General features: G+C 62.0%; 23 protein-coding genes. 11 read left to right on the top strand and 12 right to left on the bottom strand.

Annotated elements, in window-relative coordinates; translation table 11 throughout:
• Position 1: 1 nt before the first annotated feature.
• From CPI83_RS04790 to hsaA, 5 genes are all read right to left on the bottom strand, one after another.
• The gene (locus CPI83_RS04790) at positions 2–883 is read right to left on the bottom strand and encodes an SMP-30/gluconolactonase/LRE family protein (protein ID WP_041816247.1); all 882 of its coding nucleotides are present in this window, start codon (positions 881–883) and stop codon (positions 2–4) included.
• Positions 884–1069: 186 nt separating this feature from the next.
• Positions 1070–1426, bottom strand: a complete 357-nt coding sequence (locus tag CPI83_RS04785) for an SRPBCC domain-containing protein (RefSeq protein WP_232816865.1) — start codon at positions 1424–1426, stop codon at positions 1070–1072.
• Positions 1419–1778: a metalloregulator ArsR/SmtB family transcription factor gene (locus tag CPI83_RS04780; RefSeq protein ID WP_097386865.1), complete on the bottom strand. Its 360-nt coding sequence runs from the start codon at positions 1776–1778 to the stop codon at positions 1419–1421. The genes CPI83_RS04785 and CPI83_RS04780 overlap by 8 nt, the downstream gene beginning before the upstream one ends.
• 65 nt (positions 1779–1843) lie before the next feature.
• The gene (locus CPI83_RS04775; RefSeq protein WP_097386864.1) at positions 1844–3136 is read right to left on the bottom strand and encodes a glutamine synthetase family protein; all 1293 of its coding nucleotides are present in this window, start codon (positions 3134–3136) and stop codon (positions 1844–1846) included.
• Between the two features lie 38 nt (positions 3137–3174).
• Positions 3175–4341 carry a 3-hydroxy-9,10-secoandrosta-1,3,5(10)-triene-9,17-dione monooxygenase oxygenase subunit gene (gene hsaA, locus CPI83_RS04770; RefSeq protein WP_020970820.1) on the bottom strand — a complete coding sequence of 389 codons (1167 nt, stop codon included), beginning with the start codon at positions 4339–4341 and terminating at the stop codon, positions 3175–3177.
• Positions 4342–4578: 237 nt separating this feature from the next.
• On the opposite strand from hsaA, the gene CPI83_RS04765 reads away from it, so the two are divergent.
• From CPI83_RS04765 to CPI83_RS04750, 4 genes are read left to right on the top strand one after another with little or no spacing between them, the layout of a single operon-like run.
• Positions 4579–5742 (top strand): Rieske 2Fe-2S domain-containing protein, encoded by a 1164-nt coding sequence (locus CPI83_RS04765; protein WP_019745333.1) that lies wholly within the window; start codon positions 4579–4581, stop codon positions 5740–5742.
• Positions 5720–6016, top strand: coding sequence for a hypothetical protein (locus CPI83_RS04760; RefSeq protein WP_019745334.1), 297 nt, complete (start codon positions 5720–5722; stop codon positions 6014–6016). The genes CPI83_RS04765 and CPI83_RS04760 overlap by 23 nt, the downstream gene beginning before the upstream one ends.
• Positions 6017–6046: 30 nt before the next feature.
• Positions 6047–6835, top strand: coding sequence for an SDR family NAD(P)-dependent oxidoreductase (locus tag CPI83_RS04755; RefSeq protein WP_097386863.1), 789 nt, complete (start codon positions 6047–6049; stop codon positions 6833–6835).
• Between the two features lie 51 nt (positions 6836–6886).
• Entirely contained in the window at positions 6887–7345 is a 459-nt protein-coding gene (locus tag CPI83_RS04750; protein WP_021331968.1) for a nuclear transport factor 2 family protein, read from the top strand.
• Position 7346: 1 nt separating this feature from the next.
• On the opposite strand, the gene CPI83_RS04745 is transcribed toward CPI83_RS04750, so the two are convergent.
• Complete coding sequence (locus CPI83_RS04745) at positions 7347–8141, bottom strand: SDR family NAD(P)-dependent oxidoreductase (protein WP_097386862.1); 795 nt, start codon at positions 8139–8141, stop codon at positions 7347–7349.
• A gap of 214 nt (positions 8142–8355) precedes the next feature.
• Between CPI83_RS04745 and CPI83_RS04740 the strand changes: the two genes are divergently transcribed.
• Complete coding sequence (locus tag CPI83_RS04740) at positions 8356–8934, top strand: GNAT family N-acetyltransferase (protein WP_097386861.1); 579 nt, start codon at positions 8356–8358, stop codon at positions 8932–8934.
• On the opposite strand, the gene CPI83_RS04735 is transcribed toward CPI83_RS04740, so the two are convergent.
• The 6 genes from CPI83_RS04735 to CPI83_RS04710 all read right to left on the bottom strand — a co-directional run bounded on the left by CPI83_RS04735 (position 8925) and on the right by CPI83_RS04710 (position 18788).
• Positions 8925–9431: a ClbS/DfsB family four-helix bundle protein gene (locus tag CPI83_RS04735; RefSeq protein ID WP_097386860.1), complete on the bottom strand. Its 507-nt coding sequence runs from the start codon at positions 9429–9431 to the stop codon at positions 8925–8927. The two genes, CPI83_RS04740 and CPI83_RS04735, sit on opposite strands and share 10 nt — an antisense overlap.
• Positions 9432–9518: 87 nt before the next feature.
• Positions 9519–10454 carry an alpha/beta hydrolase gene (locus CPI83_RS04730; RefSeq protein ID WP_097386859.1) on the bottom strand — a complete coding sequence of 312 codons (936 nt, stop codon included), beginning with the start codon at positions 10452–10454 and terminating at the stop codon, positions 9519–9521.
• Positions 10455–10486: 32 nt separating this feature from the next.
• Complete coding sequence (locus CPI83_RS04725) at positions 10487–11566, bottom strand: dipeptidase (RefSeq protein ID WP_097386858.1); 1080 nt, start codon at positions 11564–11566, stop codon at positions 10487–10489.
• Between the two features lie 98 nt (positions 11567–11664).
• Positions 11665–13059: a serine hydrolase domain-containing protein gene (locus CPI83_RS04720; protein ID WP_029537034.1), complete on the bottom strand. Its 1395-nt coding sequence runs from the start codon at positions 13057–13059 to the stop codon at positions 11665–11667.
• A gap of 217 nt (positions 13060–13276) precedes the next feature.
• Positions 13277–14032, bottom strand: a complete 756-nt coding sequence (gene hutC, locus CPI83_RS04715) for a histidine utilization repressor (protein ID WP_198586358.1) — start codon at positions 14030–14032, stop codon at positions 13277–13279.
• Positions 14033–14141: 109 nt separating this feature from the next.
• Complete coding sequence (locus CPI83_RS04710; protein ID WP_232816864.1) at positions 14142–18788, bottom strand: NAD-glutamate dehydrogenase domain-containing protein; 4647 nt, start codon at positions 18786–18788, stop codon at positions 14142–14144.
• A 235-nt stretch (positions 18789–19023) separates the two neighbouring features.
• Here CPI83_RS04710 and CPI83_RS04705 point away from each other — a divergent pair, with 235 nt between their 5' ends.
• From CPI83_RS04705 to CPI83_RS04680, 6 genes are all read left to right on the top strand, one after another.
• Positions 19024–20193 carry an acyl-CoA dehydrogenase family protein gene (locus tag CPI83_RS04705; protein ID WP_019745344.1) on the top strand — a complete coding sequence of 390 codons (1170 nt, stop codon included), beginning with the start codon at positions 19024–19026 and terminating at the stop codon, positions 20191–20193.
• Between the two features lie 11 nt (positions 20194–20204).
• Positions 20205–21347, top strand: a complete 1143-nt coding sequence (locus tag CPI83_RS04700; RefSeq protein WP_097386855.1) for a CoA transferase — start codon at positions 20205–20207, stop codon at positions 21345–21347.
• Positions 21348–21384: 37 nt separating this feature from the next.
• A complete protein-coding gene (locus CPI83_RS04695; protein WP_019745346.1) occupies positions 21385–22047 on the top strand; it encodes an IclR family transcriptional regulator in 663 nt (220 codons plus the stop codon).
• Between the two features lie 90 nt (positions 22048–22137).
• Positions 22138–22929, top strand: coding sequence for an IclR family transcriptional regulator (locus tag CPI83_RS04690; protein ID WP_019745347.1), 792 nt, complete (start codon positions 22138–22140; stop codon positions 22927–22929).
• 109 nt (positions 22930–23038) lie between these two features.
• Complete coding sequence (gene hutH, locus CPI83_RS04685; RefSeq protein WP_097386854.1) at positions 23039–24607, top strand: histidine ammonia-lyase; 1569 nt, start codon at positions 23039–23041, stop codon at positions 24605–24607.
• Positions 24604–25677 carry a histidinol-phosphate transaminase gene (locus CPI83_RS04680; RefSeq protein WP_031333802.1) on the top strand — a complete coding sequence of 358 codons (1074 nt, stop codon included), beginning with the start codon at positions 24604–24606 and terminating at the stop codon, positions 25675–25677. Before hutH ends, CPI83_RS04680 begins: the two co-directional genes overlap by 4 nt.
• The last annotated feature ends 2 nt before the right edge of the window (positions 25678–25679 follow it).

Below are 25679 nucleotides of genomic sequence, written 5' to 3'. Positions count from 1 at the left end.
GTCAGCCCAAAGGCTCCAGACGAATCGACAGCAGCTTTCCTTCTGTTGCCACCTTGCGAGCGTGTTCGTTGAAGTCCGGGGCGGCACAGACGAACAGCGTACGACCGTCGGAACCGCCGAGCCCGCAAGCGAAGACGCCGCTGTCGAAGGCAATTTCATCGATTGTCTTGCCAGACGGGTCGACGTGGAGAATTCGACTTCCGAGTGCGTCGGCCACCCACATCGAATCGTCTCCGTCGATGCAACATCCGTCGGGCGCAACAACGATCTCAGCGAGGGTGGTCTCCATCTCGGGTCCACCAGGTACCGGCCCGAACGACGCCCAATCACGGCGTTCGCCCAGAGAGCCGTCGGGCTGGACGGCAAACGCACTGATTCGATTTCCCAGCGTTTCGTCCACGAGCAGATCTTCGGTCGACGTCAGAGCCATCCCGTTGGGGAAGTGGAGATCTCGCGCCACGACGTGCACCGATCCGTCCGGGTCGACGCGGAGGAGATCTGCCGTCTCGACGGGGGCCAGGTTCATCAGGTCGAACCCGAAGTTGCCCACGTACGCTCGTCCCTGCGCGTCGACCAGCATGTCGTTGACGTTGGCACTCACGTACTCGGACAAGTCTGCGTGCACCACCAAATCGCCATCAGATTCTCGCCGCAGAATCTTCTGGTCCCGCATGGAGACGACCAGTAATCTGCCGTCCGGAAGCCACCCCAACCCGGACGGCTGCCCTGGAATCTCCGCCTCGACGCGTACGTCGGTCCCGTCCTCACGGGCCGAAATCACCTGGTAGGTATAGAAGTCCGACACCCAAATTCGGTCCTCGTGCCAGCGCGGGCATTCGAAGTAGGTATATCCCTCGAGAACTACCGCAACCTCTGGTGCCATCAGGCTCTCCCACGTCGGTGATTGAATGGTGTGTTCACTCCATTCAATCACCGGTGCCCCGGTGGCGGTGTCCGATTCCCGACTACTCGCCGCGGTATACCTTGTCCAGCACGTCGAACGCGGATTCCCACCCGTCGTAGACGTTGCCGTCGCCCTTGAAACCCGGGATCCCGACCAGATGGAATGTCATCTCGGTCTTGTCTCCCCGATCTGCGAGCGTGACCGTGATTCGAGGCGCGGTGTCCACCGAATCTCCCGGATCCCCCAGGTGAAGACTAGCTTCTTCGGCTCGTCGACCTCGAGATAGGTTCCACCGGTGGGAAACTCGGCACCATTCTCGTCGTTGATCATCAGGTAGCGGTACGTTCCGCCAACTCTGGGGTCGATCGTGACGTGCTCCCGAGGGCTGCTGACACCCTCGGGGTGCCACCACCGCGCCGCCTCGTCGGGATCGGTCCACGCTCGCCAGACAAGGTCACGCGGCGCATCGAAGATCCGGGTGATGGTGAATTCTGCGGTGGCATCGGCATTCTGGTCACTCATTGTCCTTCTCCTTCTTCGGTCGGCGTTGCTTCAGCTCACGTAGACGCTCGTCGAGGAGGTCGAAGCGTTCGTTCCAACCGCGCCGGTGTTCGTCGACCCATGCGCTGGCGTCGTCGAGACCCTCTGCGCGAAGGGTGCACGTGCGCCATTGCGCGGTGGCGGTTCGTTCGATGAGACCGGCTCGCTCGAGCACCTTCAGATGCTGCGAGATGGCGGGCCGACTCATCTCGAACGGCTCGGCCAGCTCACCGACGGTCATCGAACCATCCGTCAGGCGAGAGAGCATTTCACGCCTCGTCGGGTCGGCCAGTGCGCTGAACACTGAATCGAGTCGACCACTTCGCTCGTCCATGTAAGCAACTCCTTAATTAAGGAATAACTTAAACATAGAATTCACGATCCTAAGCGTCAACCCCTTCAACTCCAGGTGTATCGAAGCCGCTCGACGGTTGTCGCCTCGTCCATCTGGGAGAACGTCTCCCGCTCAGCTCCCTTCACGGACACCATCGCTTCGATGATCGACTCCCCGAAGATTTCCCTCGCCACCGAGGAGGAGTTGAACTTCTGCACGATCTCGCCGAGATCGGTGGGGACTCGGGTCACCCCGCGCTCATCACGTTCCGCCTCTGTGAGAGTCGACGGGTTCACCACGATTTCAGGCGGCAATGGCGCGGCATTGTCGATACCGATCTGCGAAAGACCGAGTACCGCAGCGGTGGCCAGATACGGATTGGCCGATGGATCGATGATCTTGACTTCGGCGTTGGCGCCGTGTGGATTCGACAGTGACTCCGTGCAGAACCTCAGTGCCGCTTCCCGGTTCTCGAGCCCCCAACAGACGTAGGCCCCCGACCAATTGTCCGGACGCAGCCTGGGGCCGGAGAGCGGCGAGGAAGCAAAGACGGCCGTGAATTCCGTGAGGTGAGAAAGGATTCCACCCAAAGCTGATGATCCTTCGTCGGTCATCCCGTAGTCCTGACCACCACCGGAGAAGACGGGCCGCCCACCTGAGATCAACGAAAAGTGCTGGTGTGCACCGTTCCCGGCACCTCCGATCGTAGGTATCGGTGAAAACGATGCCGCCAATCCATGGGCTCTGGCAGTGCGGCTGATCAAGATCCGGGCCAGCACCACAAGATCGGCCGCTTGAACAGGAGCGCTCGGAGCGATGGAGATCTCGAATTGATCCGGTCCGTACTCCGCATGAACTTGCTCGATATGAAGTTGTGCGCGTTCGGCATTGCGCAGAAGGTCCTTGAGGAAGTCCTCGCGGCGAAGGACTGCACCTAACCCGTACGCCGACCACGCTCCGTCGCGCGAATCACCGAAAAGAGTGAACTCGATCTCGTGACCCACCCGAGCTTCCAGTCCGTCGGCAGCAAGCCGCGCCACGACGGCAGTGAGTGCGGACCGGGTGCACACGGCAGCCGTCGAACCGTCTTGCTCGTACAAAGTGGCCGGCGCCCACGACACACCCTCGCCGAGATCACGGAGGTCGGAACGGTCGATACGCAACCGGAGATCACCCACGACGGAAAAGGAATCGGTGAAGGCAATCCGATCGTCGCTGCAGAAAACATTCCAACTCGGCGAGACCCCCGCACCGACTTCCTCGAAGACACCGCTTCGGCCTGCCGGCATCACTTTCGCCCGCGCGACACCCGCCATGTCCACGATCGAGCCGATAGTCAGCGCCGGAACTTCCCTCATCCAGAGGCAAATACCCCACTCGGCGGCACGCCAACCGGTCAGATCAGGTTGTCCTCCACCGGCAGTCCGAACGCCGCCCGGCCGTACAGCGCCAACGCGCGCTCGGGTTCGTTGGCAACGTGAACGCTGCCCGCATGAACGTCTCGCCACGCACGCTCGATCGGGTTTCCACGAGAGAGGGAGTTCCCGCCTGCTGTCTTGAACAGCATGTCGATCGCCTCCACCGAACGTTCCGTCGCGCGAACCTGATCACGACGCGCGCGCAGCCTCATCGAGAGCGGAAGCTCCTTGCCGGCGACAGCAAGTTCGTACATCTCCCGGATATTGCGATCCATCTGCAGAATCGCGGCATCGATCTCCGACGACGCACGCGCGACGGCAACCTGAGCGAACTGGTCCTCACTGAACCGTCCACCACCCAAGCTCAGACGGACCCGCTCACGCATCACGTCCAGGTATCCCTCGTAACAACCGGCGACGATGCCCACACACGGAGCCGCGACCGTCGAGGTGAAGATACTCCCGAACGGAAGCTTGTACAGCGGACCAGGATTGACTGCTTGGCCTGGGCCGCGAAGTTGTGCGGTCTCGTAGTTGCGCTTCAATCGGTGCTCGGGCACAAAGGCCTTGTCGACCACGATCTCGTTGCTCGCGGTGCCGCGCATCCCCACGACATCCCAGACATCTCGGATCTCGTAATCCGTACGCGGCACCAACACCGTCATGAAATCGACCGGCCGGCCGTCCATCCCGACCACCATCGCGCCCAGCAATGCCCAACTCGCGTGATCACAGCCGGAAGAGAAGCCCCACTGGCCCGACAGTTCGTAACCACCGTCCACCGCCGTCAGTCGACCGACCGGCGCGTACGCGGACGAGATGAGCGTCGTCTGATCCTCTCCCCACACGTCGGCCTGTGCCTGGTCGTCGAAAAGCGCCAGATGCCACGGGTGCACTCCCACCACCGACGCGACCCAACCGGTCGAACCACAGGCAGCGGAGATTGCCCTGACCACTTCGTAGAAGTGGACCGGGTCGCTCTCGGCGCCCCCATATCTCTTCGGCGCCAGCATGGAGAAGACGCCGGCTTCGGAAAGCTCCCGGATGGTCCGTTCGGAGATCTTGCGCGAATCGTCGACCTTCTGAGCGCGGGCCGCGATCTTCGGAAGCAGATCACGGACTGAGCTCAGAACCTTGTTGACCATGGAAGACACTCCTCGCACCGAACCGTGAGGGAGCGGATCGGCAGATAGACATAACGGCTGCCCCGTCACGATATGTCGGTCACGCGTTCCGATGATCTGAAGTCCCGGAGGCCGGGATCAGCCGCCGGATCCACTCGCTCGCCGCTGGTCCCGGCCAGTGAGACGAGGCCCCAGCGGTAATTCACGCTCCCCTAGCGTCGGGCGTCGACACTGACCCTGGAAAGGACGGGACTCATCGTGACGATCAATCAGTCCGACAACGACGAAGTTCGCGAGATCCAAGCTGGAACCGCGCCTACTCGCTTTGCACGTGGATGGCACTGCATTGGGCTCACGGAGTCCTTCAAGGACGGCCAGCCGCACTCCATCGAGGCGTTCGGCACCAAGCTCGTCGTCTTCGCCGACAGTGAAGGCAACGTCAAGATCCTCGACGCGTACTGCCGCCACATGGGTGGCGACCTGAGCCAGGGCACCATCAAGGGCGACGCCATTGCCTGTCCGTTCCACGATTGGCGCTGGGGCGGCAACGGCAAGTGCCAGAAGATTCCGTATGCACGCCGCGTTCCCCCACTGGCCAAGACGCGCGCATGGCAGACCCTCGACCAGGACGGCATGCTCTTCGTCTGGCACGACCCCGAGGGCAACCCGCCGACCGACGACGTAGCCATCCCCCGTATCGAAGGCGCGCTCAGCGACGAGTGGAGCGACTGGGTCTGGTACACCACGACCGTCGACACCAACTGTCGTGAAATCGTCGACAACATCGTCGACATGGCGCACTTCTTCTACGTGCACTACTCCTTCCCGACGTACTTCAAGAACGTCTTCGAAGGCCACGCCGCAACGCAGTACATGCGCGGCGTCGCTCGCTCCGATATGCGTCCCCACGCAGCAGGCACCCCGAAGATGGTCGGCAGCAACTCGGTTGCCACGTACTTCGGCCCCTCCTTCATGGTCGACGACCTGACCTACGAGTACGAGGACTACAACGTCGACTCTGTGCTCATCAACTGCCACTACCCGGTCAGCGCTGACAAGTTCGTGCTCCAGTACGGCATCATCGTCAAGAAGTCCGATCGCTTCCAGGGTGAAGCCGCCGACGCGATGGCCGCGAACTTCGGCACGTTCATCGCCAAGGGCTTCGAGCAGGACGTCGAGATCTGGAAGAACAAGACTCGCATCGAGAACCCGCTCCTGTGCGAAGAGGATGGCCCGGTCTACCAGCTCCGCCGCTGGTACGAGCAGTTCTACGTCGACGTCGCGGACATCGCTCCCGAGATGACCGAACGCTTCGAATTCGAACTCGACACCGCGCGACCCGTCGCCGCCTGGCAGAAGGAAGTCGAAGACAACCTCGCTGCGAAGAAGGCAGACGAAGATGCAGCCTCTTCAGTGCGCTGAGTGCAAGGCGCAGGTCCTGGTCCAGAAGAACAGTTGGGAACACACCACCGTTCAGTGGAGTGACCAGGCCCGCGCCCAGTGCCTCGAAATCGCCGACGACCGTGAATTCGGGCAACGTGAGGGACGACCCGGTGCTCCCCGCAAGGAGTGCGGCGCCTTGATCGCGTCCATCGTGAACGCTGCAACGGCCGGCAAGCTCGAGATTCTCAACGACGAGCCGGTGCCTCAGCCGATCGTCGACGACAGCGAACCAGTACCCGCTCCGTTTCACTAGCCGAGCCAACATCTTTCGAAGAAGGTAGTAATGATCGATCCCCAGTACTACGGCCCGTGGGCAGTCATCGCCGGCGGTTCCGAAGGTGTCGGCGCAGGGTTCGCCGACGAGCTCAGCAAGATCGGCATCAACCTCGTTCTCATCGCCCGCAAGCCGGGGCCGCTCGAGGAGACTGCGGCCAAGGCACGCGCCAACGGCGTCGAAGTACGCACTCTCGCACTGGATCTATTGGTTCCCGACGCGCTCGACCAGATCAAGGCTGTCACCGACGACGTCGAGGTCGGCCTGCTCATCTTCAACGCCGGCGCCAACAGCTACGGCCACGAGTTCGTCACCGGTGATCTGACGGGATTTGCCGGAGTCATCGAGCTGAACATCAACAAGCAACTCGAACTCTCGCACCACTTCGGCGGTTTGATGAAGGACCGCGGACGAGGCGGCATCATGCTGCTCGGTTCGCTGGCCGGATTCATGGGCTCCGAGCACCAGAGCATCTACGCGGCCTCGAAAGCTTTCGGTCGCATCTTCGCCGAAAGCCTGTGGCTCGAACTTCAGCCGTACGGCGTTCACGTCGTCGAGTTCATTCTCGGTGTCACTCGCACGCCGGCCATGATTCGCGCGGGATTGAACTTCGACATCCCGGGCATGAACGTCGCAGAGCCCAAGGATGTTGCACGCGAAGGCCTCGAACACCTTGCCGACGGCCCGATCTGGGTTGCTGCAGGAAACTACGAAGGCGCCAAGAAGCGCAGCGGCTTCCCCCGAGACAAGATGGTCAAGGGCGCTGCCGAAGCGATGCGCAAGCTGCTGAACCGCTGACTTCTGCTGTGCGCCTTTATTAACCCCCCGACGTTAAGAAAGGCGCACAGCATGGGCGTCGACATCACCACTCTTCTCGACGAACGCGAGATCACCCGCTCCATTTTCGAGTTCGCCCGAGCCATGGATGCGCGGGACTGGGATGAACTCCACCGGATCATGACTCCGGACGCTACGGCAGAACTGGGAACCGGAACTCTGCGCGGACCTGCCGAGGTTGTGGCTTCCATCCGCTCGTTCCTCGACGAGTGCGGTCCCACCCAACATCTGATCGGCAACGTGCTGGTCGAGGTGGTCGGTGATATTGCCACCAGCCGCTCCTATGTCAGCGACATGCATGTGGGCACCGGGAGCAAAGCTCACCTGAACTTCTTCACCCTCGGCGACTACCACGATTCGTGGACCCGAATCGACGGAAGGTGGCGAATGACGCACCGCACCAAGCATTCACACGCCAGTCAGGGATCCATCGAGGTTCTGGGCGCCGGCCCCAGCGGTTGGCGGAGTTGACTCAGCTCAACATCGACGAACGGCCGGTCGCGAGTGGACTCTTGCTGGTGAGTCCACCGTCGACCACCAAGGTTTGCCCCGTCATGTAGCGAGATTCGTCCGAGGCCAGGTAGACCATGGCGTGTGCGATATCCTCGGGTTCACCGAGGTAGGGCAGCGCGTTTGCCTGCTTCATGCCGTCGATGACATCAGCAGGGATGTTGTCCACGAGTGCGGGTGTCATGATCGCGCCCGGCGCTACGGCGTTGCACCGAACACCGTTTGCTCCGTACTGGACTGCGATGTACTGCGTCAGACGAATGACTGCCGCTTTGGCGGATCCGTAGGCAGACTGCAGGGAATCCCCGATCAATCCACCTACCGAGGCCGTGTTGACGATCGATCCTCCACCGGCACTGTTCATGTGCGGAATGGCAAGTCGTGAAGCGACGACAGTGCTGCGGACGTTGAGCGACATCACGCGATCCCACTCGTCCAGGTCCATCCGGAGCAGGTCGAGATCCTTGCGCGGATTACTACCGCCCACGTGATTGCACAAGACGTTGATGCCACCGAATTCGGCGACCGCCCTTTCGATCATCGCTGCCAGAGACTCCTCGTTCATGACATCGACGCCGAAACCCAGCGCAGTGCCGCCGGTCTCGCGTATCGCCGCCGCTGCTTCCTCCGCTCGAGCTGGATCGAGGTCGGCGACCAGCACCTTGGCGCCTTCTGCCGCCATGAGTTGTGCTGCTGCACGCCCGATTCCGCTGGCGGCGCCGGTGATCACTACATTTTTGCCTTCGAGCCTGTTCATATTCATTCCCTTCGCGGGGAATCGCCGTACCCGGATCTCATGTGCCCGAAATTGACAGCTCGGCGATTACCCGATCACTACCAGTGAACGCAGGATCGACAGCCGCGTCCAACTTTCTTGAATGAACTCACAAGTACGTGACCACGGCCCGCGCACCTGCTACACCGCCGAAATCGAGTGGCGACGGAAGACACCATTGTGCTGAAGTGGCACTATGCAGAATTCTGTTCGACCGCTGTCCATCGACGACCTCGACCGTGCCGCCGAGGTTCTCGGCGAGGCTTTTGCCGACTATCCCTGGACGAACTGGTGCGTCGCCGAAGACTCTCACGTGGAACGGGTCGCCGCTCTGCAACGGATCTACCTCGAACACCTGGCACTACCGTTCGGACGTTCATACATCGATGATTCAGGCAACGGCGTCATCGCAGTCCTGCCGCCCGACGCCCCGGAGCCTGATGAAGCGACTGTCGAGAAGATCGTGGAACTGCACGGAGATCGGTTCGAGCGCGTTCTCCAGGCTGACGAACAACTGTCTGCGCTTCCCGCCCTCGAGCACGCGTGGTCGTTGGCAACGATCGGTACGACACCGCGTTCGCAGGGCAGTGGATTGGGCTCTGCACTACTGAAACATGCTTTGGCGGAACTGGATCGAACCGAACAGGCTTGCTGGCTCGACACGTCGACCGAACGAAATCTCCCGCTGTACCAACGGTTCGGTTTCACGATCGTCGGCCAGACCTCGCTCCCCGACGGACCGGACGTATGGCGGATGCATCGACTTCAGGGCTGATTGTTCGACTTCAGCACTCGCCGAATCATTTTCGACAACGACGCGTATTGGGTGATCGTGTTGACGGCGATCCACCTCGAGACCGGCCACGTCCGGGTCCACGAGAAAACCCCGACCGACAGCAGTTGATCGTCTTCGAGAGTTCCCACGTATCGACGCAGCGCTGCGACAGCCGCGCGCAAACGATCCCGAAGCTCTCGAACCGAGGTACCTGCACTCGCCTCGACCACCGACTGGTTCAGCGCGGGTGTTTGCGTCCACTTGTAACCCGCAGCCGGCGTCTGCGGTGTCTCGTCTCGCAGTCCGGCACCTATCCACTCTACGACGGCCTCTGCCCACCAGACACGCACAGCGAGTACGTCGTGCACCGTCCACGCATCGACGGCAACGGCGTCGAACGCATCGGCCTCGGCGACGCCGTCGAGTAACGCGTCGAGTTTCGAATACGCCGAGTCCAGCGCACTCGCCAGTTCATCACGTGACAAGGTCTGTGCCACAACGCCTCCGAACGATCAGTAGAGAAAGAAGAAGCGGGACCATCTCGACTCGATGGCCCCGCATTCAACATTAACGTCCTACGGGTTTCAGTTCAGCTCGCCCAGGAACCTTTCGAGGTTCTCGGCGATCTCCTTCGACTTGGTGTGGTGTAGGTAGTGGTCTCCGTCCAGCAAGACCAATTCACCGTGATCGACCGATGCTGCCTGTTCTTCGTGCAGCTCTGTCCAACCCTGGACCTTGGAATTCTGTACAGCGAACAACAGAATCGGGAGATCGGCAGGGAACGTCTTGCCGATCGCCGCGGCGAAGTTGCTGGAAAGGTGATCCATTTCGTTCAGATACGTGTCGCTGAAGTTGTTCTTCGCGACCAGTCGGCTCATCTCTGCCTTCTCGGCTTCATCGAGGTAGGCATCGGTTTCCTCACTGCCACCGAGTTTCGCCAGAACGTCGGAGAAGCCCAATTTCTTTGCAACGCGGAAGACTTCGATCGGGAACTTGGTGTCCATGTTCGGCTGCCCCGGGACGCTGCTGTCGATGCCTACGAAAGCGGTGACCTCGTCGCCGTACTTCGCGGTGTAGTCCAAGGCATAAACACCTGTGATGGAGTGACCCATGAGGATGTATTCGTCAATCCCCAAGGCCTGCACAGCCTCGTGTATCTCTTCGACGATGTTCTCAGCCGTGCGGTCCTTGTCGGTTGCGTCGCTGTATCCGTAGCCGAAGGGCTCGATCGCGACAACTCGGTAGTCAGGTGCAAGCTCGTCGATGAGTGATTTGAAGTCGAGGATCGGTGCGGACGTTCCGAACCCGGGCAGCAGCACGATGGTCCGATCACCGCTGCCGCGAATCGAGTAGCTCATGTTCTTGCCGTCGACGGACACGAACTGGTTGCCCGTTTCCGCGGTCGGAACGTTCGCCTTGCTGGAGCCGACGTTGAATACGAGCGCTATCGATACCAGCACAACCAGAACTACGGACACCGAAGCAACCACCTTCAGTGCAACGGTACGAATCTTCTTCATTCTCATCCTCATCTTCTCGGGCGTCGATACGGCTAGGAAAGGCTCGATATCGAGGCCGCACTGGTCTCGTCGAGCACACGCAACACGTTGTTGCCCATCAGCTTTGCCAAGTCCTCCGCGGACCAACCGCGTTCCGCCAGACGGTCTATCAACACCGCGAAACCGGATACGTCCTGCATACCGTCCGGAAAGTCGTCGAACCCATCGTAGTCACTACCCAAACCGATGTGATCGATGCCCGCGACGTCTCGGGCATGCTCGACGTGATCGGCCAGATGGTCCACCGTCATCGCCGGCCGTGGGCCGACCCGCCCGCCTTTGAACCACTCGTTGTACTCGGAAGAAAGGAACATGGGCACAAAGGCGATCATGATGACCCCGCCGTTGTCCGCGAGCAGCCTCATGACGTCGTCGGGAACATTACGGGGGTGACCGCATAGCTGAGTGCAGGACGAATGGCTGAAGATCACCGGCGCCGACGACGTCTCGATGGCATCTCTCATCGTTTCCACCGAGACGTGCGACAGATCGACGAGCACGCCGAGCCGGTTCATTTCGCGCACGATCTCGCGACCGAAGTCGGTCAGCCCGCCGTGTACTCGAGTGTCCGTCGCGGAGTCCGCCCACCCGGTGTTGTCGTTGTGCGTCAGAGTCATGTACCGAAGACCAAGGCGCGCCATCATTCTCAGAACGCCGAGCGAACTGCCGATGCTGTGACCGCCCTCCGCACCCAACAATGACGCGACCTTGCCCTCGCTCCAGATGCGACGCACGTCGTCACCGGTGCGCGCGAATTCGAAAGTATCCGGGTACCGCTCGATCATCCGGTATACATAGTCGATCTGCTCGAGTGTGTACTGAACAGCCTCGGCCTCCGTCCTGTCACACGGGGTGTAAACCGACCAGAACTGCGCACCGACGCCACCGCGACCGAGTTTGTCGATGTCGGTTTGGAATATGGAATCCTTCTCCAGATTTTCCACCGAGTATGCGGCAGTTTCGCGAGCCGTCCATGCCAGATCGTTGTGACCGTCGATGATCGGCGCAAGGCCGTAAGCATCCAGTGCCGCTGGGTGATTCACGTCCGGAAAAGGAGCGAGAGGTTTCAACATGAGTTTTCCTCGAGAAAGTAGTGCGGGCAGGTCGAGGGCCCTCATCGCCCTCGACCTGCCCGAGATTTCATTCAGCGGAGAGAATCATCTCGCCGCGGCTAGTCGGAAATCTTCTTGAAAAGCCGTGTCATGTACAGATATTCCTCGCCATCGATCGTGAGGTGAGCCATCTCGCCAGAAGCGCTCTCGTTACTGATCGAGAACCGGGAAGCAGACAGAGGCACGACCTTGGTGGGCGGGGCCGGCGGCTCGCCGTCGATCTCGACCTTGGCGAAGTTCTGAACCTGGAATCCGCCGTCGTCGCCACGCGTGAGTTCGATTCGAACGGTTGTCGATTCATAGGTCCCGAGAATGTGAGACAGATCGATGTCTGCTGCATCCGGTTCGGACTTCGGCTCCGGCAGAACGAGATCGAGCTCCTGAGCGATCTCCTTCTCGATGTCGTGAGCCAGGGCGCCGCCACCACGCGAGTTGGTGACAACTGCCATGGCCAGGCCGAGTTCGGGGAAGGTGTGAAAACGAGTGATCTGGCCGATCGTCGCACCACCGTGCTGCGCGGACGTAACACCGCCCCAGTCGGACAGGATCCAGCCGAGACCCCAGGCCTGATCGACGCTCGAGACGGCAGTCAGGTCGAACTGTGGGGTGCGCATCAGACGCGCGGATTCTTCGGACAGAATGCGTTCACCCGTCAACGCGAGGCCGTCACGCATGTGTGCAGCGCCGAAGGTCAGAAGCGAGCTGACGGATCCGGTGATGATCCCGGCCGGACCGATACCGCGGGGAAGCAGCCACTGCTTGGTCGGAACCACCTTGTCCGGCGACGTCCGATCCGGGTTCGCCACATGACCGACGGCGGTGCGGAACAGCGGGGCATCCTTGGCCTTGGTGATGATGTGCGTCAATCCGAGTGGCTTCCAGAGGTATTCGACCAACGCCTCGTCCCACGTCATCTCACGAAGAACCTCGACGATACGGCCGGCAACGGCGAAACCTGCATTGCTGTAACTCAGATGCCCGCCGGGCTCGGTGACGCTGATCGCGGTCGCGAGTTCGTCGACGTACTTCTCGACGCAGTCGTCGCCGTCGCCGGTGTCGTTGAACAGGTCTCCGTCGATACCGCTTGTGTGCGTGAGCAACTGGCGGATCGTGATTTCCTTCGTGTTGGAAGGATCCGCGATCGTGAACTCCGGAAGCACCTCCACCACCAGGGTGTCCAGCGTCAGCTTGCCCTCGTCGACGAGCTGCATGATCAGCGTCGTCGTCCAGATCTTGCTCGCGGATCCGTACTGGAACAGGGTGTCTGCGTCGACGTCGACACGCGTGTTCAGGCTCGTCACTCCGGTGGTGATGACACGGATATCCGCTGCACCGTCTTCGCCCAGCGCGATCACACCGACCTGCGCGCCAGGTACCGAATGCTTGGCTGCCAGTTCGTCGAGGCGTTCCTGCCACTTCGGGGCGACAAGTAGGTCCTTGGGCAAGTCGGTCACAGGTCGAACTCCTTCGATCATGGAAGCCAGTGGCGTAGATAGCGTTGCTGCGATCCGCTCAGGTCTCACTCGTCGGGAAGTGAGGTTGCGGAAGCAATAACCGTCCACCCATGATCTCAGTGTGCTCGCAGTCACGTCCTGGTCGATTGCACCGAACTCGACCCCGAAAATGGTGCGATCGGACGAGCCTGCGTTCAGGACTCGCCACTCGAAACGATCAGCGCTCGAAGGTTCCTTCCAAGCGATTGCGTGAACCGGGGTGGATCAAGCGCGCCGCACTGACCAACCCGTTGGCCGACCAGGTGCGGCGGCGAATCAACAGACACGGTTCCCCTCGACCGATGCGGAGCAGCTCGCATTCGTCCGGGCTCCCTAACACTGCTTCCACGACATGCTCGCCGCGAACCAGAGGCGCAACGTCACTCAAGTAGTTGTTGGGGGTGATCGCGGTGAAGTCCTGGCGCAGATAGTCGGGCGCCTCGTTCGGATTCACGAACCGGTCTTCCACCTGAATCGGGGTTTCGTCCTCGAAGTGCACCATCAGCGAATGGAACACCCGTTTGCCCACCGATTCACGAAGGAACGTCTGCCCGTGGTCGGTTTCTTCCTCACGAACGAACACGACCTCGGTTCGATGACGGTGGCCGCGGCGCTGAATCTCGTCGGCGATGTTCTTTACTTCGAACAGCGGGGACGCGGTCTTCGTGGCGGCGACAAAAGTACCGACCCCCATCATCCGCACGATCAGACCGTCGCTGGTGAGTTCACGAAGCGCTCGGTTGATCGTCATGCGTGACAACCCAAGCGCACTGACCAGTTGATTTTCCGAAGGCAGCTGATCGCCTTCGGTCCACCGACCCGAATTGATCTGCGAGACCACGAGGTTCTTCACCCGTTCGTAGGCAGGGGCGGACTCGCCGCCTGCCTCGTTGAACAGCACGGCGAGTTCTGCGTCCACTTCAGCAATCGCCATCGCCACCACCCGTTCGTCGAAAACCACCGAGTCGGTTCTCCCGTTCGGCCTTCGAAGTCTATCCGTCTCGCGCACCTTTCCGATCAATCCGCGGGCGTCCGCGCCGGGCCTAGCCCACCATGCGCCGCAATTGGCTCGTCGCAACCGAAAGCGCAGCAAGATCGCGTTGCCCCGATGCCTCGATCTCGGCGAGCGCGAGAGTCGACCTCTCGATTCTCGACGCATTCCTTTCTTCCCACCTGGAGAGTTTTTCCGCTGTCGAGTCACCCGCTTCCGCGTCGGCCAAGACGTCGAGGGTCAAGGCCCGCACCGTCGAGTACAACTCGTCCCGCAGCGACAACCTCGCCAACGCGTTCCATTTTCCGTCCTTGCTCAATGCCGACACTCGATTGAGCATCGGGACGAGCCCAACATGCTCACCGAGCCGGAAGTAGAGTTCACCGGTCTCCGAGATTGCGCGATCGGCGAGGTCAGCGATCTCCACCACATCGAGCAGTCCGAACTGATCGAGCAATATCTCCACTCGCCTGACCAGGTTCTCCGGCGCGCCCTTGTCCGTAATGAGGACCGTTCGCGCAGCCAGGTTCCGCTGATCTGCGCCTACCAGCCAGTCATCGAGCTCGGTCGACGCCTCCGCGATGCGATCACCGAATCTGCTGATCTCGGCCCCGACGGCCAGCGGTTGCGGCCGACGCGTCAGCATCCACCGTGACGCCCGGTCGAGCAGTCGCCTGGTGAGCAGGATCAACTCGTCGGATACGGCGGTCGAGATCGAGGCTTTGCTGATGTCGTGCCACAACTTCCACAGTCCGAACACCTCGGAAACCACGGTGAAGGCACGTACCGCGTCTTCCGGATCAGCGCCGACCTCTTCACCGAGCCGATACGCATAGGTGATGCCGCCCCGATCGATGACGTTGTTCGTCAGCACGGTCGCGACGATCTCGCGCCGCAGTGGGTGCCGGTCGAGGGCGTCGCCCCCTGCATCTCGAACGCCCTCCGGAAAGTAGTTCACCAGCGCCTTGCGGTAGATCTGGTTGTCGATCGAGCTTCCAGCCAACAGCGTGGATTTCAGATCGAGTTTGACGTGGGCCATCAGTGTGGCGAGTTCCGGCGACGTCAGCCCCGTTCCCGTCTTCTCGGCCGCGGCGAACTGCTTCTTGGTCGGAAACCCTTCGATGACGCGGTCGACGATTCCGCGAGATTCGAGGTTCGAAATCACTCTGCCGTGCACGCCGATCATTGCCCCCGCATCCGCACGCGTGGTGCCCATCAGTTCGTTCTGTGAACGGTTGTCTGCAAGAACGAGTTCGGCGACCTGATCGGTCAACGATTCGAGCAGTGCGTCGCGATGTGAGTCCGCGACGACGCCTGAGCTGATCAGGGAGTCGAGAAGGATCTTGATGTTCACCTCGTGATCGGAGCAATCGACTCCCGCGGAATTGTCGAGGGCGTCTGTATTGATCCGTCCGCCGATACGCGCGTATTCGATTCGTCCTGCTTGGGTGAGGCCGAGATTGCCTCCTTCACCGATCACACGTGCACGCACTTCGTTGCCGTTCACCCGAACCGCGTCATTACTCTTGTCGCCGACTTCGAGGTCGGACTCACCGGAGGCCTTGACGTACGTTCCGATGCCGCCGTTCCACAAGAGATCTGCCGGGGACCGCAGAATCGCCCGAACCAGTTGCGGTGGAGTCAGTTCGGTGACGTCGGCGTCGAGACCCAGTGCCTCTCGCATCTCGTCACTGATCGGAACGCGCTTCGCCGAGCGTTCCCACACTCCGCCACCCGCACTGATCAAGGTCGGGTCGTAGTCGGCCCACGACGATCGTGGGAGCGAGAAGAGACGTGATCGCTCGTCGTACGAGCGCTCAGGTGACGGGTTCGGGTCGACGAACACGTGCCGATGATCGAACGCCGCGATGAGACGAATGTGCTTGCTGCACAACATACCGTTGCCGAAGACGTCACCACTCATGTCTCCGATCCCCACCGCGGTGAAGTCGTCGTGCTGGGTATCGACGCCGAATTCCCGGAAGTGCCGCTTGACACTCTCCCAGGCGCCCTTCGCCGTGATACCCATGGCTTTGTGGTCGTAGCCGACCGATCCACCGGATGCGAAGGCGTCGCCGAGCCAGAATCCGTACTGCGCGGCAACGTCGTTCGCGATGTCGGAGAACTTTGCAGTGCCCTTGTCCGCGGCGACAACAAGATAAGTGTCGTCCCCGTCGTGGCGAACGACCCTTCGCGCCGCGACAACGGCGCCGCTCTGTTTGTCGACGTTGTCGGTGAGATCAAGTAGTCCGCGAATGAAGGATCGGTAGCACTCGATCCCGGCCGCCAAGGTAGCTTCTCGGTCTGCGTCTACACCCTGCCCTGGAACCGGCGGGCGTTTGACGACAAATCCGCCCTTCGCACCGACAGGCACGATGACCGCGTTCTTGACTGCCTGCGCCTTCACCAATCCCAGTACCTCGGTGCGGAAGTCCTCTTTCCGATCCGACCAACGCAAGCCGCCGCGGGCAACCGTACCGAAGCGAAGGTGCACACCTGCTACATCGGGTGAGTACACGAATATCTCGAACTTCGGTCGAGGGAAGGGCAGTACGGACAGCTTCTCCGAATCGAACTTCAACGAGAGTGCGCCGAGCGATTCGGTGCCATAGACGAAGTAGTTGGTACGCAACGTGTTACGGACCAGTTCGGACAATGCACGCAGGATCCGATCGGCGTCGAGTCCTTGCACTTGTGCCACGGCCGTTTCCATCTCCGCTGCTGCATGCGCACCTCGATCTCCGTCTACGACGTCGGGATCGAAACGGCTCTCGAACAATTCGCACAGACCGGCGGCGATCTCGGGATGATCGGCAAGTACCTCGGCGACGCGACTGGTGCTGTACGGAAATCCTGCTTGCTGCAAGAACTCCGCGTATGCCCGCAGCACCACTACTTGTTTCCAACCGAGTCCGGCGATCGCGACAAGTTCGTTGAACGAGTCCGGCTCGGCGGAGCCGTTTCGAACCGCGGCAAACGTCGCCGCGAACCGCGCGGCAAAGTTGTCGAAGCCTTCGACCGGCGCACTCGGATAGTCGAGCGTGAACTCGTAGATCCAGGACTGTTCCGAGCCTGCCGAGACGAGCTCGTACGGACGCTCGTCGACCACGTCGACGCCCAGGCTCTGCAATACGGGCAGCACCTCGCCCAGCGAGAGCGGGTCACCCGATACGTACAGCCCGAGTCGGTGAGTACCGGGTCCGTCGACAGATCGGGCCAACCGTGGGCTCACCTCTCCGAGTTCGAGGCCGTCGAATACCGCCATGTCCTCGGCGGCTCGGACGGCGTCGAAATCCTGCTTGTACGCCACCGGAACTCGCTCGGCGAACTGAGCACGCCTGCGCTGCTCGTCGTAGTGCGAAGCATCCAGAACGAAACGCTCGTCCCACGTCAGGCACGCGTCGACGACGAGATCCCGAATCTCCCGCGCTTGTCGCGCCGATGCAAAGTTCGCGCCGCCGCCGACTGTGGCCGTGAAATGCACGACGGCCAAGGGAGATTCCGATACTCGACTGGAGAACTCGATGGTGCGGGCACCAAGCGCCTCGGCGAGTACCGACTCGGCCGTTGTTCTGATCGTCGTACTGAATTTCTCGCGCGGAACGAACAGCAAAGCCGACAGCTCCTGGTCTTGCCCCGTCGTCGGAGAGCATCCCACGGGTTGCAGGAACAGATGGAACGACGTGCGGCCGTCCACAGAAGTGAGTTCGTCCAGTGCGTCCGCAATTCGGGCCGGGTCGGCGGCAAAGAGGACTGTGATCGGAATCGACTGAATCACCGCCAGCATCGATTGTCCGACAAACGAATCCACGGTGGATCCGGAGGCGTCGAAGATGTCTGCGACGCGCCCTCGCACGAGGGGGGATCGCCTGACGTCTGCGACAAGTCCGGTCGAGGTGAAGGACCCGATGAATCGGTATTCACGGTCACCGACTGACACGTCGATCTCTGTGGCGTATGCGGATCCACCGAACCCTTGCCCGAGGTACACCACTCCGATCGCGAGGGGCACCGCCTTCGAATCCGAAGAGCCGGTTGGATCGGGGAGCACGCCGAGGGTGTACGGCTCGTGCCTGTCGATTGTTCGCGCACCGCCGACGACACTGAAGTTTCCGGCACTGCACCACTGGAGGAAGTCAGCTTCTTCGGCGTGACCGCCCGAGGTCAGTTGCCCGCGCGCCTCGTCGACGAGATCTCGCAGGGGCACGGAATCGCGGAAGGCACGCGCGATACGGTCGAGGATTCCACCGACGTCATCAGCGATCACCTGCGCCTGCGCGTCCGAACAATGTGCGGGTAGTCCTATGTGGATCCATGATTCGGCACGCTCCCCGACCCGGGCGTCTTCGGTGCTGTGCGCCGGATGCACGACTGTGCGAAGCACAGGGTGCACCACGAATTCCGGCTCCATGCGCGCGCGGGCAAGTGTCGCCAGTACCGCTTCGACGAGCTGCGGCATGTCGTCGCCGACGTATTGAATTGCCGGCCCGTCCCCCAGCTCCCCGGCCGGCGCGAGTCTCGAGATCGACGAGTTGTGTCCCCGTCGGCGCGAAAGATCCATGTGCGCGGCGACCATCGCAAGCTTGCGGTCTTCGGCGAGCGCCGCGTATCGATCAGCCGACAAGCCCTCGAAATACGTACTGCACACCCTCCTCACATTCTCGGAGTCCGGTGTCGTGTCGACTGAAACGAGGCTCATGTCAGCACCTTCCGCCGAAAGCCACGCTGCTTCCGACTTGTAGTGGGTTCGATCCGCGATCAACTTGTCTATACAGGTTTAGACAAGTTGATCATTGCAGAACGTGAGCCGCGACACAACAGCTCCACCCCTGGACAAATTCGCCACCCTCAGCCATAGTCAGTCGTGCCAACTAATGGCAATTAGATTCCATTAGATGAAATTCGTGAACTACCTCGCTTCGAAGGAGCCCCCCGTGACCACCCAGACCGCGCACGACATCGACAGCGTTGATCTCGCTGAGTTCCGCAGCACCGTCCGAGCCTTCGCCAACGCCGAGATCCAACCCGGAGCAGCCGCACGCGACGAATCCAAAGAGTTCCCGGCGCAGCTGGTCAAGCGCCTCGGACAGCAGGACCTCATGGGCATTTCCGTGCCGGAGGAATTCGGCGGTCTGGGCCTGTCGACACGAACCCAACTGGTCGCCATCGAAGAAGTTGCACGCACCGACGCCGCACTGGCATCGATTTACACCGCGCACTACCTGGGCCTCGAGCCGATTCTCGTCGGCGGTTCCGAAGAGCAGAAGCACCGCTGGTTGCCCCAGCTCGCGTCGGGCGAACTGCTGGCCGGATTTGCACTCACCGAACCCGACGCCGGCTCCGACATCGCCTCGATGCGTACCGTCGCTCGACGCGAGGACGACGGCTGGCATCTCTCCGGATCCAAGACGTACATCTCCAACGCGAAGGAAGCCGACCTGGTCGTGCTCTTCGCCAAGACGGACCCGAGCGCAGGATTCCGCGGCATCACCGCCTTCGTCGTCCCCAAGGGCACTCCGGGAATCAGTTACTCGGAGCCGCAGGACAAGATGGGAATTCGTTCGGCTCCGACATACACCGTCTACCTCGACGACGTCGTGCTGCCGCTCGACTCGGTGATCGGCACCGAAGGTCGCGGCGGCAACATCGCCTTGACCGCCCTGAACCGAGCACGCATCGACGTAGCGGCAATGGCAAACGGCATCGCTTTGCGCGCTTGGGAACTGGGACGCGAGTACGCAACGGAGCGAAAGCAGTTCGGCACGCCGATCTTCGACTTCCAGGCAATCCAGCTACTCCTCGGTGGCTGCGACGCGCAACTGGTCGCATCACGCGTCACCGCAGACTGGGCCGCCGACGTCAAGGATGCCGGTCAGGACATCCGCCGCGCCGCATCGATTTCGAAGTACGTCGCCACCGAGGCCTGCTTCTCGATCGTCGATCAAACCGTGCAGATCCACGGTGGCGCGGGATTCATGCGCGAATCGGAAATCGAACGCCTGTACCGCGATTGCCGCATTCTCCGCATCTTCGAGGGCACCTCGCAGATCCAATTGCTCACCATTGCCGGCAACGCTCCGTCGCCGCGTTCCACCGATTTCTGAAAGGCGCGGACATGTCTGCACTTCCCCCACTCGACGGCATCCGGGTCATCGACCTCTCGCGCGTCCTCGCCGGACCCTACTGCACCGCACTGCTTTCCGACGCCGGTGCGGACGTCGTCAAGATCGAATCCGAACACGGTGAAGACTCTCGGCACCTCGGCCCGTTCCGCGACGGTGAAAGCATCTACTTCAACGTGCTCAATCGCGGCAAGCGTTCGGTGGCACTCAACCTCAAGAACGACGAGGACCGTGAGGCGCTGCTGACGCTCATCGAGACCGCCGACGTCGTCGTGGAAAACTTTCGCCCGGGCGTCACCAAGCGCCTGGGAATCCACTACGAGGCTGCGCGGGCTCGCAATCCGCGGATCGTGTACGCGTCGATCTCCGGTTTCGGACAGGACGGGCCCATGTCCGGCGCCGCCGCCTACGACCTTGTAGTCCAGGCTCTTTCGGGAATCATGAGCATCACCGGCTCGGAAGAATCCGGCCCGACCCGGCTGGGTGAGTCGTTCGGAGACCTGGTCGCCGGGCTGTTCGCTGCCTGGGGAATCAGTACCGCCCTGCTGAGTGCACGGGCGACCGGACTCGGGCAGCACCTTGACGTCGCGATGTTCGACAGCATGCTCGCCATGCTGCCGACAGCACACAGCCAACTGCAATCCACCGGGGTCACTCCCCCACGCGTCGGCAACCGTCATCCGGTGTCGACACCGTTCGACACCTACAAGGCCGACGACGGTCTCTTTGTCCTCGCAGTTGCGAGCCAATCCGGCTTCGAGAAATTGGCGCAGACGATGAATCGCATCGACCTGATCGCAGATCCTCGATTTGCCGACGACACCGCCCGGACCGAGAACGAGCCGGCACTGCGCAAGGAGATCGAAAACTGGGCTGCAGGAAAGACCGTCGCCGACGTGGTCGGCATTCTCGGCGACGCGGGCCTCGCCGGCTCGGAGATCTGGGACGTCCAGCAGGCACTCACCTCCGCACAGGCCGAGTATCGCGGAGTCGTCGAATCGTTCGAGCACCCGGTAGCAGGAAAGATCTCCTACGTACGACAACCCGTCGTGTTCGGTGAGAGCCGACGCCCCGATGTCCGCCGCAGTCCCCTGCTGGACGAGCACCACGGTGAGGTACTGCCGGGCTCGCGATAGATTCAGCGCAGACATCCCTCGGCACTTGGAGTAGGACATGGCCCCCGGCGACGTGACCCGCAGCGCGAATCGCACGTTCGAACTTCTCGGTGCGATCGTCGAGCACGGCGGATTGACGCTCGGCGACGCCGCCAAGGCAACCGATCTGGCAACCAGTACCGCCCTTCGCCTGATCAGAAGCCTCGAACAAACCGAGTTCGTCGTTCGCGGCGAGGACAACGTCTATCGCGTCGGCCCGCGGCTACTGCAGATCGGAGCTCGCGCTCTCGGTGACAATCAACTGTTGCCGAGAGCCCGGCCCGCGATGAAGGCCATCGCCGAAACCACGAGGGAATCGACCTACCTGTCGACGATGGGACCGAAAGACACTGCGCTGTATCTCGATCAGATCGAGGGCACGCACGCGATCCGCCACATGGGGTGGGTGGGACAGAGCGTTCCCCTGGACGGCACCGCCGTCGGCGCAGCGTTGAGCGGCAAGGTAGGAGAGAGCGGGTACGCCATTGCGCACGACACCATCGAGGATCACTCGACCGGAGTTGCCGCGCCGATCTACAACGCAGTCGGTCAGATAGCCGGAGCGCTCAGCGTCGTCGGCCCGACATTCCGTCTGACGGACGAGGTCTGCGCCAGCCACGGTCGCGTCTTGGTGGAGCACTGCGCACGGTTGTCCGCGGAACTCGGCAGCCAGACTCCCTGACCACCCCGAGCGCTTGGCGATTCAGTCTCGTATCCGAGACAATGTGGGTTCCCCACTCCCTCCTCCGACCTACCTGTAAGGACACACCCCATGAGCACGAGCCGCGTGAAATCCGCTGAGCGCGTGCTCGACGTGCTCGATCTGCTGGCTCGCCGGGGTGTGCCGCTGGCGACCGCGGACATCTCCAGCGCCCTCGACCTGCCCAAGAGCACGACGCATCATCTGCTCAATGTCATGCGGGATCGACGGTTCGTCTCGTACTGGGCTGATCAACGCGCCTGGACCCTGGGTGTCTCGGCGTTCGAAGTCGGTGCGTCGTACATGCGCTCAGGCCCACTTCACCGTGAGGGCCAACGATTCATGCTGGCACTCACTCAGTCGACGGATGAGACGTCTCATCTCGCGGTACTACAGGGGTCTGACGTCATCTACCTCGACAAACGTGAACCACTGAAGCCGGGCGTGCGATTGGTGACCGAAATCGGGACTCGCCTTCCAGCGCATCTCACCGCAGTCGGGCGCGCGATTCTGAGCCGTCTGGACGTGGAACAGATCAGCGCGCTCTACGAGGGATACACCTGGCCGACGCGGACCGGAACGGGACCGTCGACGCTCGCCGAACTGCGAGAACTGCTCGCCGCAGCACGTGAGAGCGGATATGCGGTCGAAGAGAATGCGACGACATCCGGGATCAATTGCATCGCCAGCCCCGTGATCACGCGGGACGGTCGTCCGGTCGCAGCTCTCGGCGTCACCTTCCTCTCGGGCTCCAAATCGGCCGAGGAGAGTGCCCTGATCGCCGACCGAGTGCGCGCCGTCAGCGCCGAGTTCTCTGCCGATCTCGGAGATCGAATGGTGGAGACCCCGACCGCAGACATGTAGCCAATTTCTCCGCTGCGTACTTTGCGGGCCTTGTTTTCGTCTCATATTCAAGACTAGAGTCTCGTATACAAGACTTGCTGGATCACCACCGCATCATCATTGGAGTCCCATGAACGCCACCCCTGCCACCCATACAGCCACCCGAACCATTGAGGTCGGAATCGGCGCTGTCACCATCGCCGACGTCGTCGACGTCGCGCGCAACGGTTACGGCGTCGCATTGACCGCGGAATCACTGACCGCGATCGCCGAAAGTCGTGCACGCATCGAGGCCCTGGCCGCAGATCCCACGCCGGTCTACGGGGTTTCCACCGGATTCGGCGCACTTGCCACCCGGCACATTCCGGCGCATCTGCGGACGCAGTTGCAGCGCAGCCTGATCCGCTCACACGCGGCAGGTTCGGGACCGGAAGTCGAACGCGAAGTGATCCGGGCCTTGATGCTTCTGCGCCTGTCGACGCTCGCCACCGGAAGGACCGGAGTGCGCCCCGTGGTCGCACAGGCGTACGCCGACCTACTCACCGCAGGCATCACCCCGGTGGTGCACGAATACGGCAGCCTCGGATGCTCGGGAGATCTGGCACCACTGGCTCATGTGGCGATGGCAATCATCGGCGAAGGTTCCGTCCGCACCGCCGACGGTGAACTCACCGATGCGGCAACAGCATTGGCTGCCCATGGCCTCGAACCGGTGGTTCTGGCCGAGAAAGAAGGCCTCGCACTGATCAACGGTACCGACGGGATGCTCGGCCAACTGGCCCTTGCGATCACCGATCTCGATCATCTGCTCAAGTTGGCCGACATCGCTGCCTCCATGAGCGTCGAGGGCTTGCTCGGCACCGATCAGGTGTTCGCCGCGGACCTCCAAACGCTTCGCCCCCACCCCGGCCAGGGCGCGGCCGCGTCGAACATGGTGCGTCTGCTTGCCGATTCCCCGATCGTCGCCAGCCATGCGGGCCCTGACTGCACCAGGGTTCAAGACGCGTACTCACTGCGGTGCGCACCGCAGGTCGCCGGCGGCGCACGCGACACCGTCGATCACGCCCGCCTCGTCGCCGGGCGCGAATTGGCCAGTGCTGTCGACAATCCCGTTGTCACCCTCGACGGACGGGTTCGATCCAACGGAAACTTCCACGGAGCTCCCGTGGCCTACGTCTTGGACTTCCTCGCCATCGTGACCGCGGATGTCGCGGGGATCAGCGAACGCCGCACCGACCGCTTCCTCGACGTAGCACGCAACCACGGTCTGACTCCCTTCCTTGCCGACGACCCCGGAGTCGACAGCGGACTGATGATCGCGCAGTACACACAAGCTGCCGTCGTGTCCGAACTCAAGCGACTCGCAAGCCCCGCCAGCGTCGATTCGATTCCCTCCTCGGCCATGCAGGAAGATCACGTCTCCATGGGATGGTCGGGTGCACGTAAGCTCCGCCGGTCCATCGACGGTCTCACCCGCGTTCTCGCGATCGAGATACTCACTGCAGCACGAGGAATCGATTTGCGCTCCCCACTCGAACCCTCACCAGCCACCGGAGCCGTCCTTCGGGCCCTCCGCGAGAAGGTGCAGGGGCCGGGCACCGATCGCTTCCTGTCCCCCGAGATCGAGGCCGCGGTGGACTTGGCGGCATCGGGTGCACTCGTTGCGGCCGCGGAGAACGCGATCGGCGCCCTGGCATGAGCGCGCCCGGAGCGCTGCGGCCTCGCCCCCGACCCGAAATCGAAGCACTCCCTCGGTACTCCAAAGCCGCCGGCCTCGAGCAGGTTCGGTGGCGGGCGTCGAGCAACGAGTCGACGGTTGCACCCTCGGCGGCAATTCTCGAGGCCGTCAATCTCGCGGCCTCACACTCGCACTTGTATCCGTCGCTGTTCGGCGACACGCTGATCGCCCGGTTGAGCGACCGCCTGGGTGTCGGCGACGACCAGGTATTGGTCGGCGCCGGGTCGTTGGCACTGCTCCAGCAGGTACTGACCGCATACACGGGCCCGGGCACCGAAGTCGTCTACCCGTGGCGCAGCTACGAGGCGTACCCGATACTGATCGGAATCGCCGGGGCGAGCGGTGTACCCGTCGCACTCGATTCCCAACACCGGCACAATCTGAGTGCAATGGCGGCAGCCGTGACTCCGCAGACCCGCGCGGTACTCGTCTGCAACCCCAACAATCCGACCGGAAGCGAGTTCTCGACCGCCGAGTTCGTCTCGTTCGCCCGCTCGATCCCGGGTGACGTCCTCATCCTTCTGGACGAGGCTTACCGGGAGTTCGCGACCAGCGATGTCGACGGCGTCGACCTGCTTCGAGCCTTTCCCAACATCGTCGTATTCCGAACCTTCTCCAAGGCTTACGGATTGGCCGGCCTTCGTGCCGGCTATGCCATCACCAATCCGGCGATCGCAGCGGATCTTTCCAGCGCGGCACCGCCCTTCGGGCTCAGCGCCGTTGCCGAGGCCGCGGCCTGCGCAGCGCTGACCGATCCGGCGCACACCGATTCGATAGTCGAAACGGTAACCGCGGGTCGCGCTCACCTACGTGAGCAACTCGCTGTGCGCGGCGTCGAGTCCGTCCCCAGCGGAGCGAACTTCGTCTGGATCCCTCTCGGCGAGAGAGCTTCTGCACTAGAAGCGGCTTGCGTCGCCCAGGGTGTCTCGGTCCGGATGTTCCCCGGCGAGGGAGTGCGGGTCACCGTCGGCGAGCGGGCCGCAGAAGACGCCGTGATCGCCGCTGTGGATGCTCTCGCACACAACCTTTGACC

This window comes from Rhodococcus sp. H-CA8f (genome assembly GCF_002501585.1).
GTDB classification, from domain to species: Bacteria; Actinomycetota; Actinomycetes; order Mycobacteriales; family Mycobacteriaceae; genus Rhodococcus_F; species Rhodococcus_F erythropolis.
Note: the sequence above shows the minus strand (reverse complement) of the source record. Positions and strands in the feature narration are given on the sequence as shown.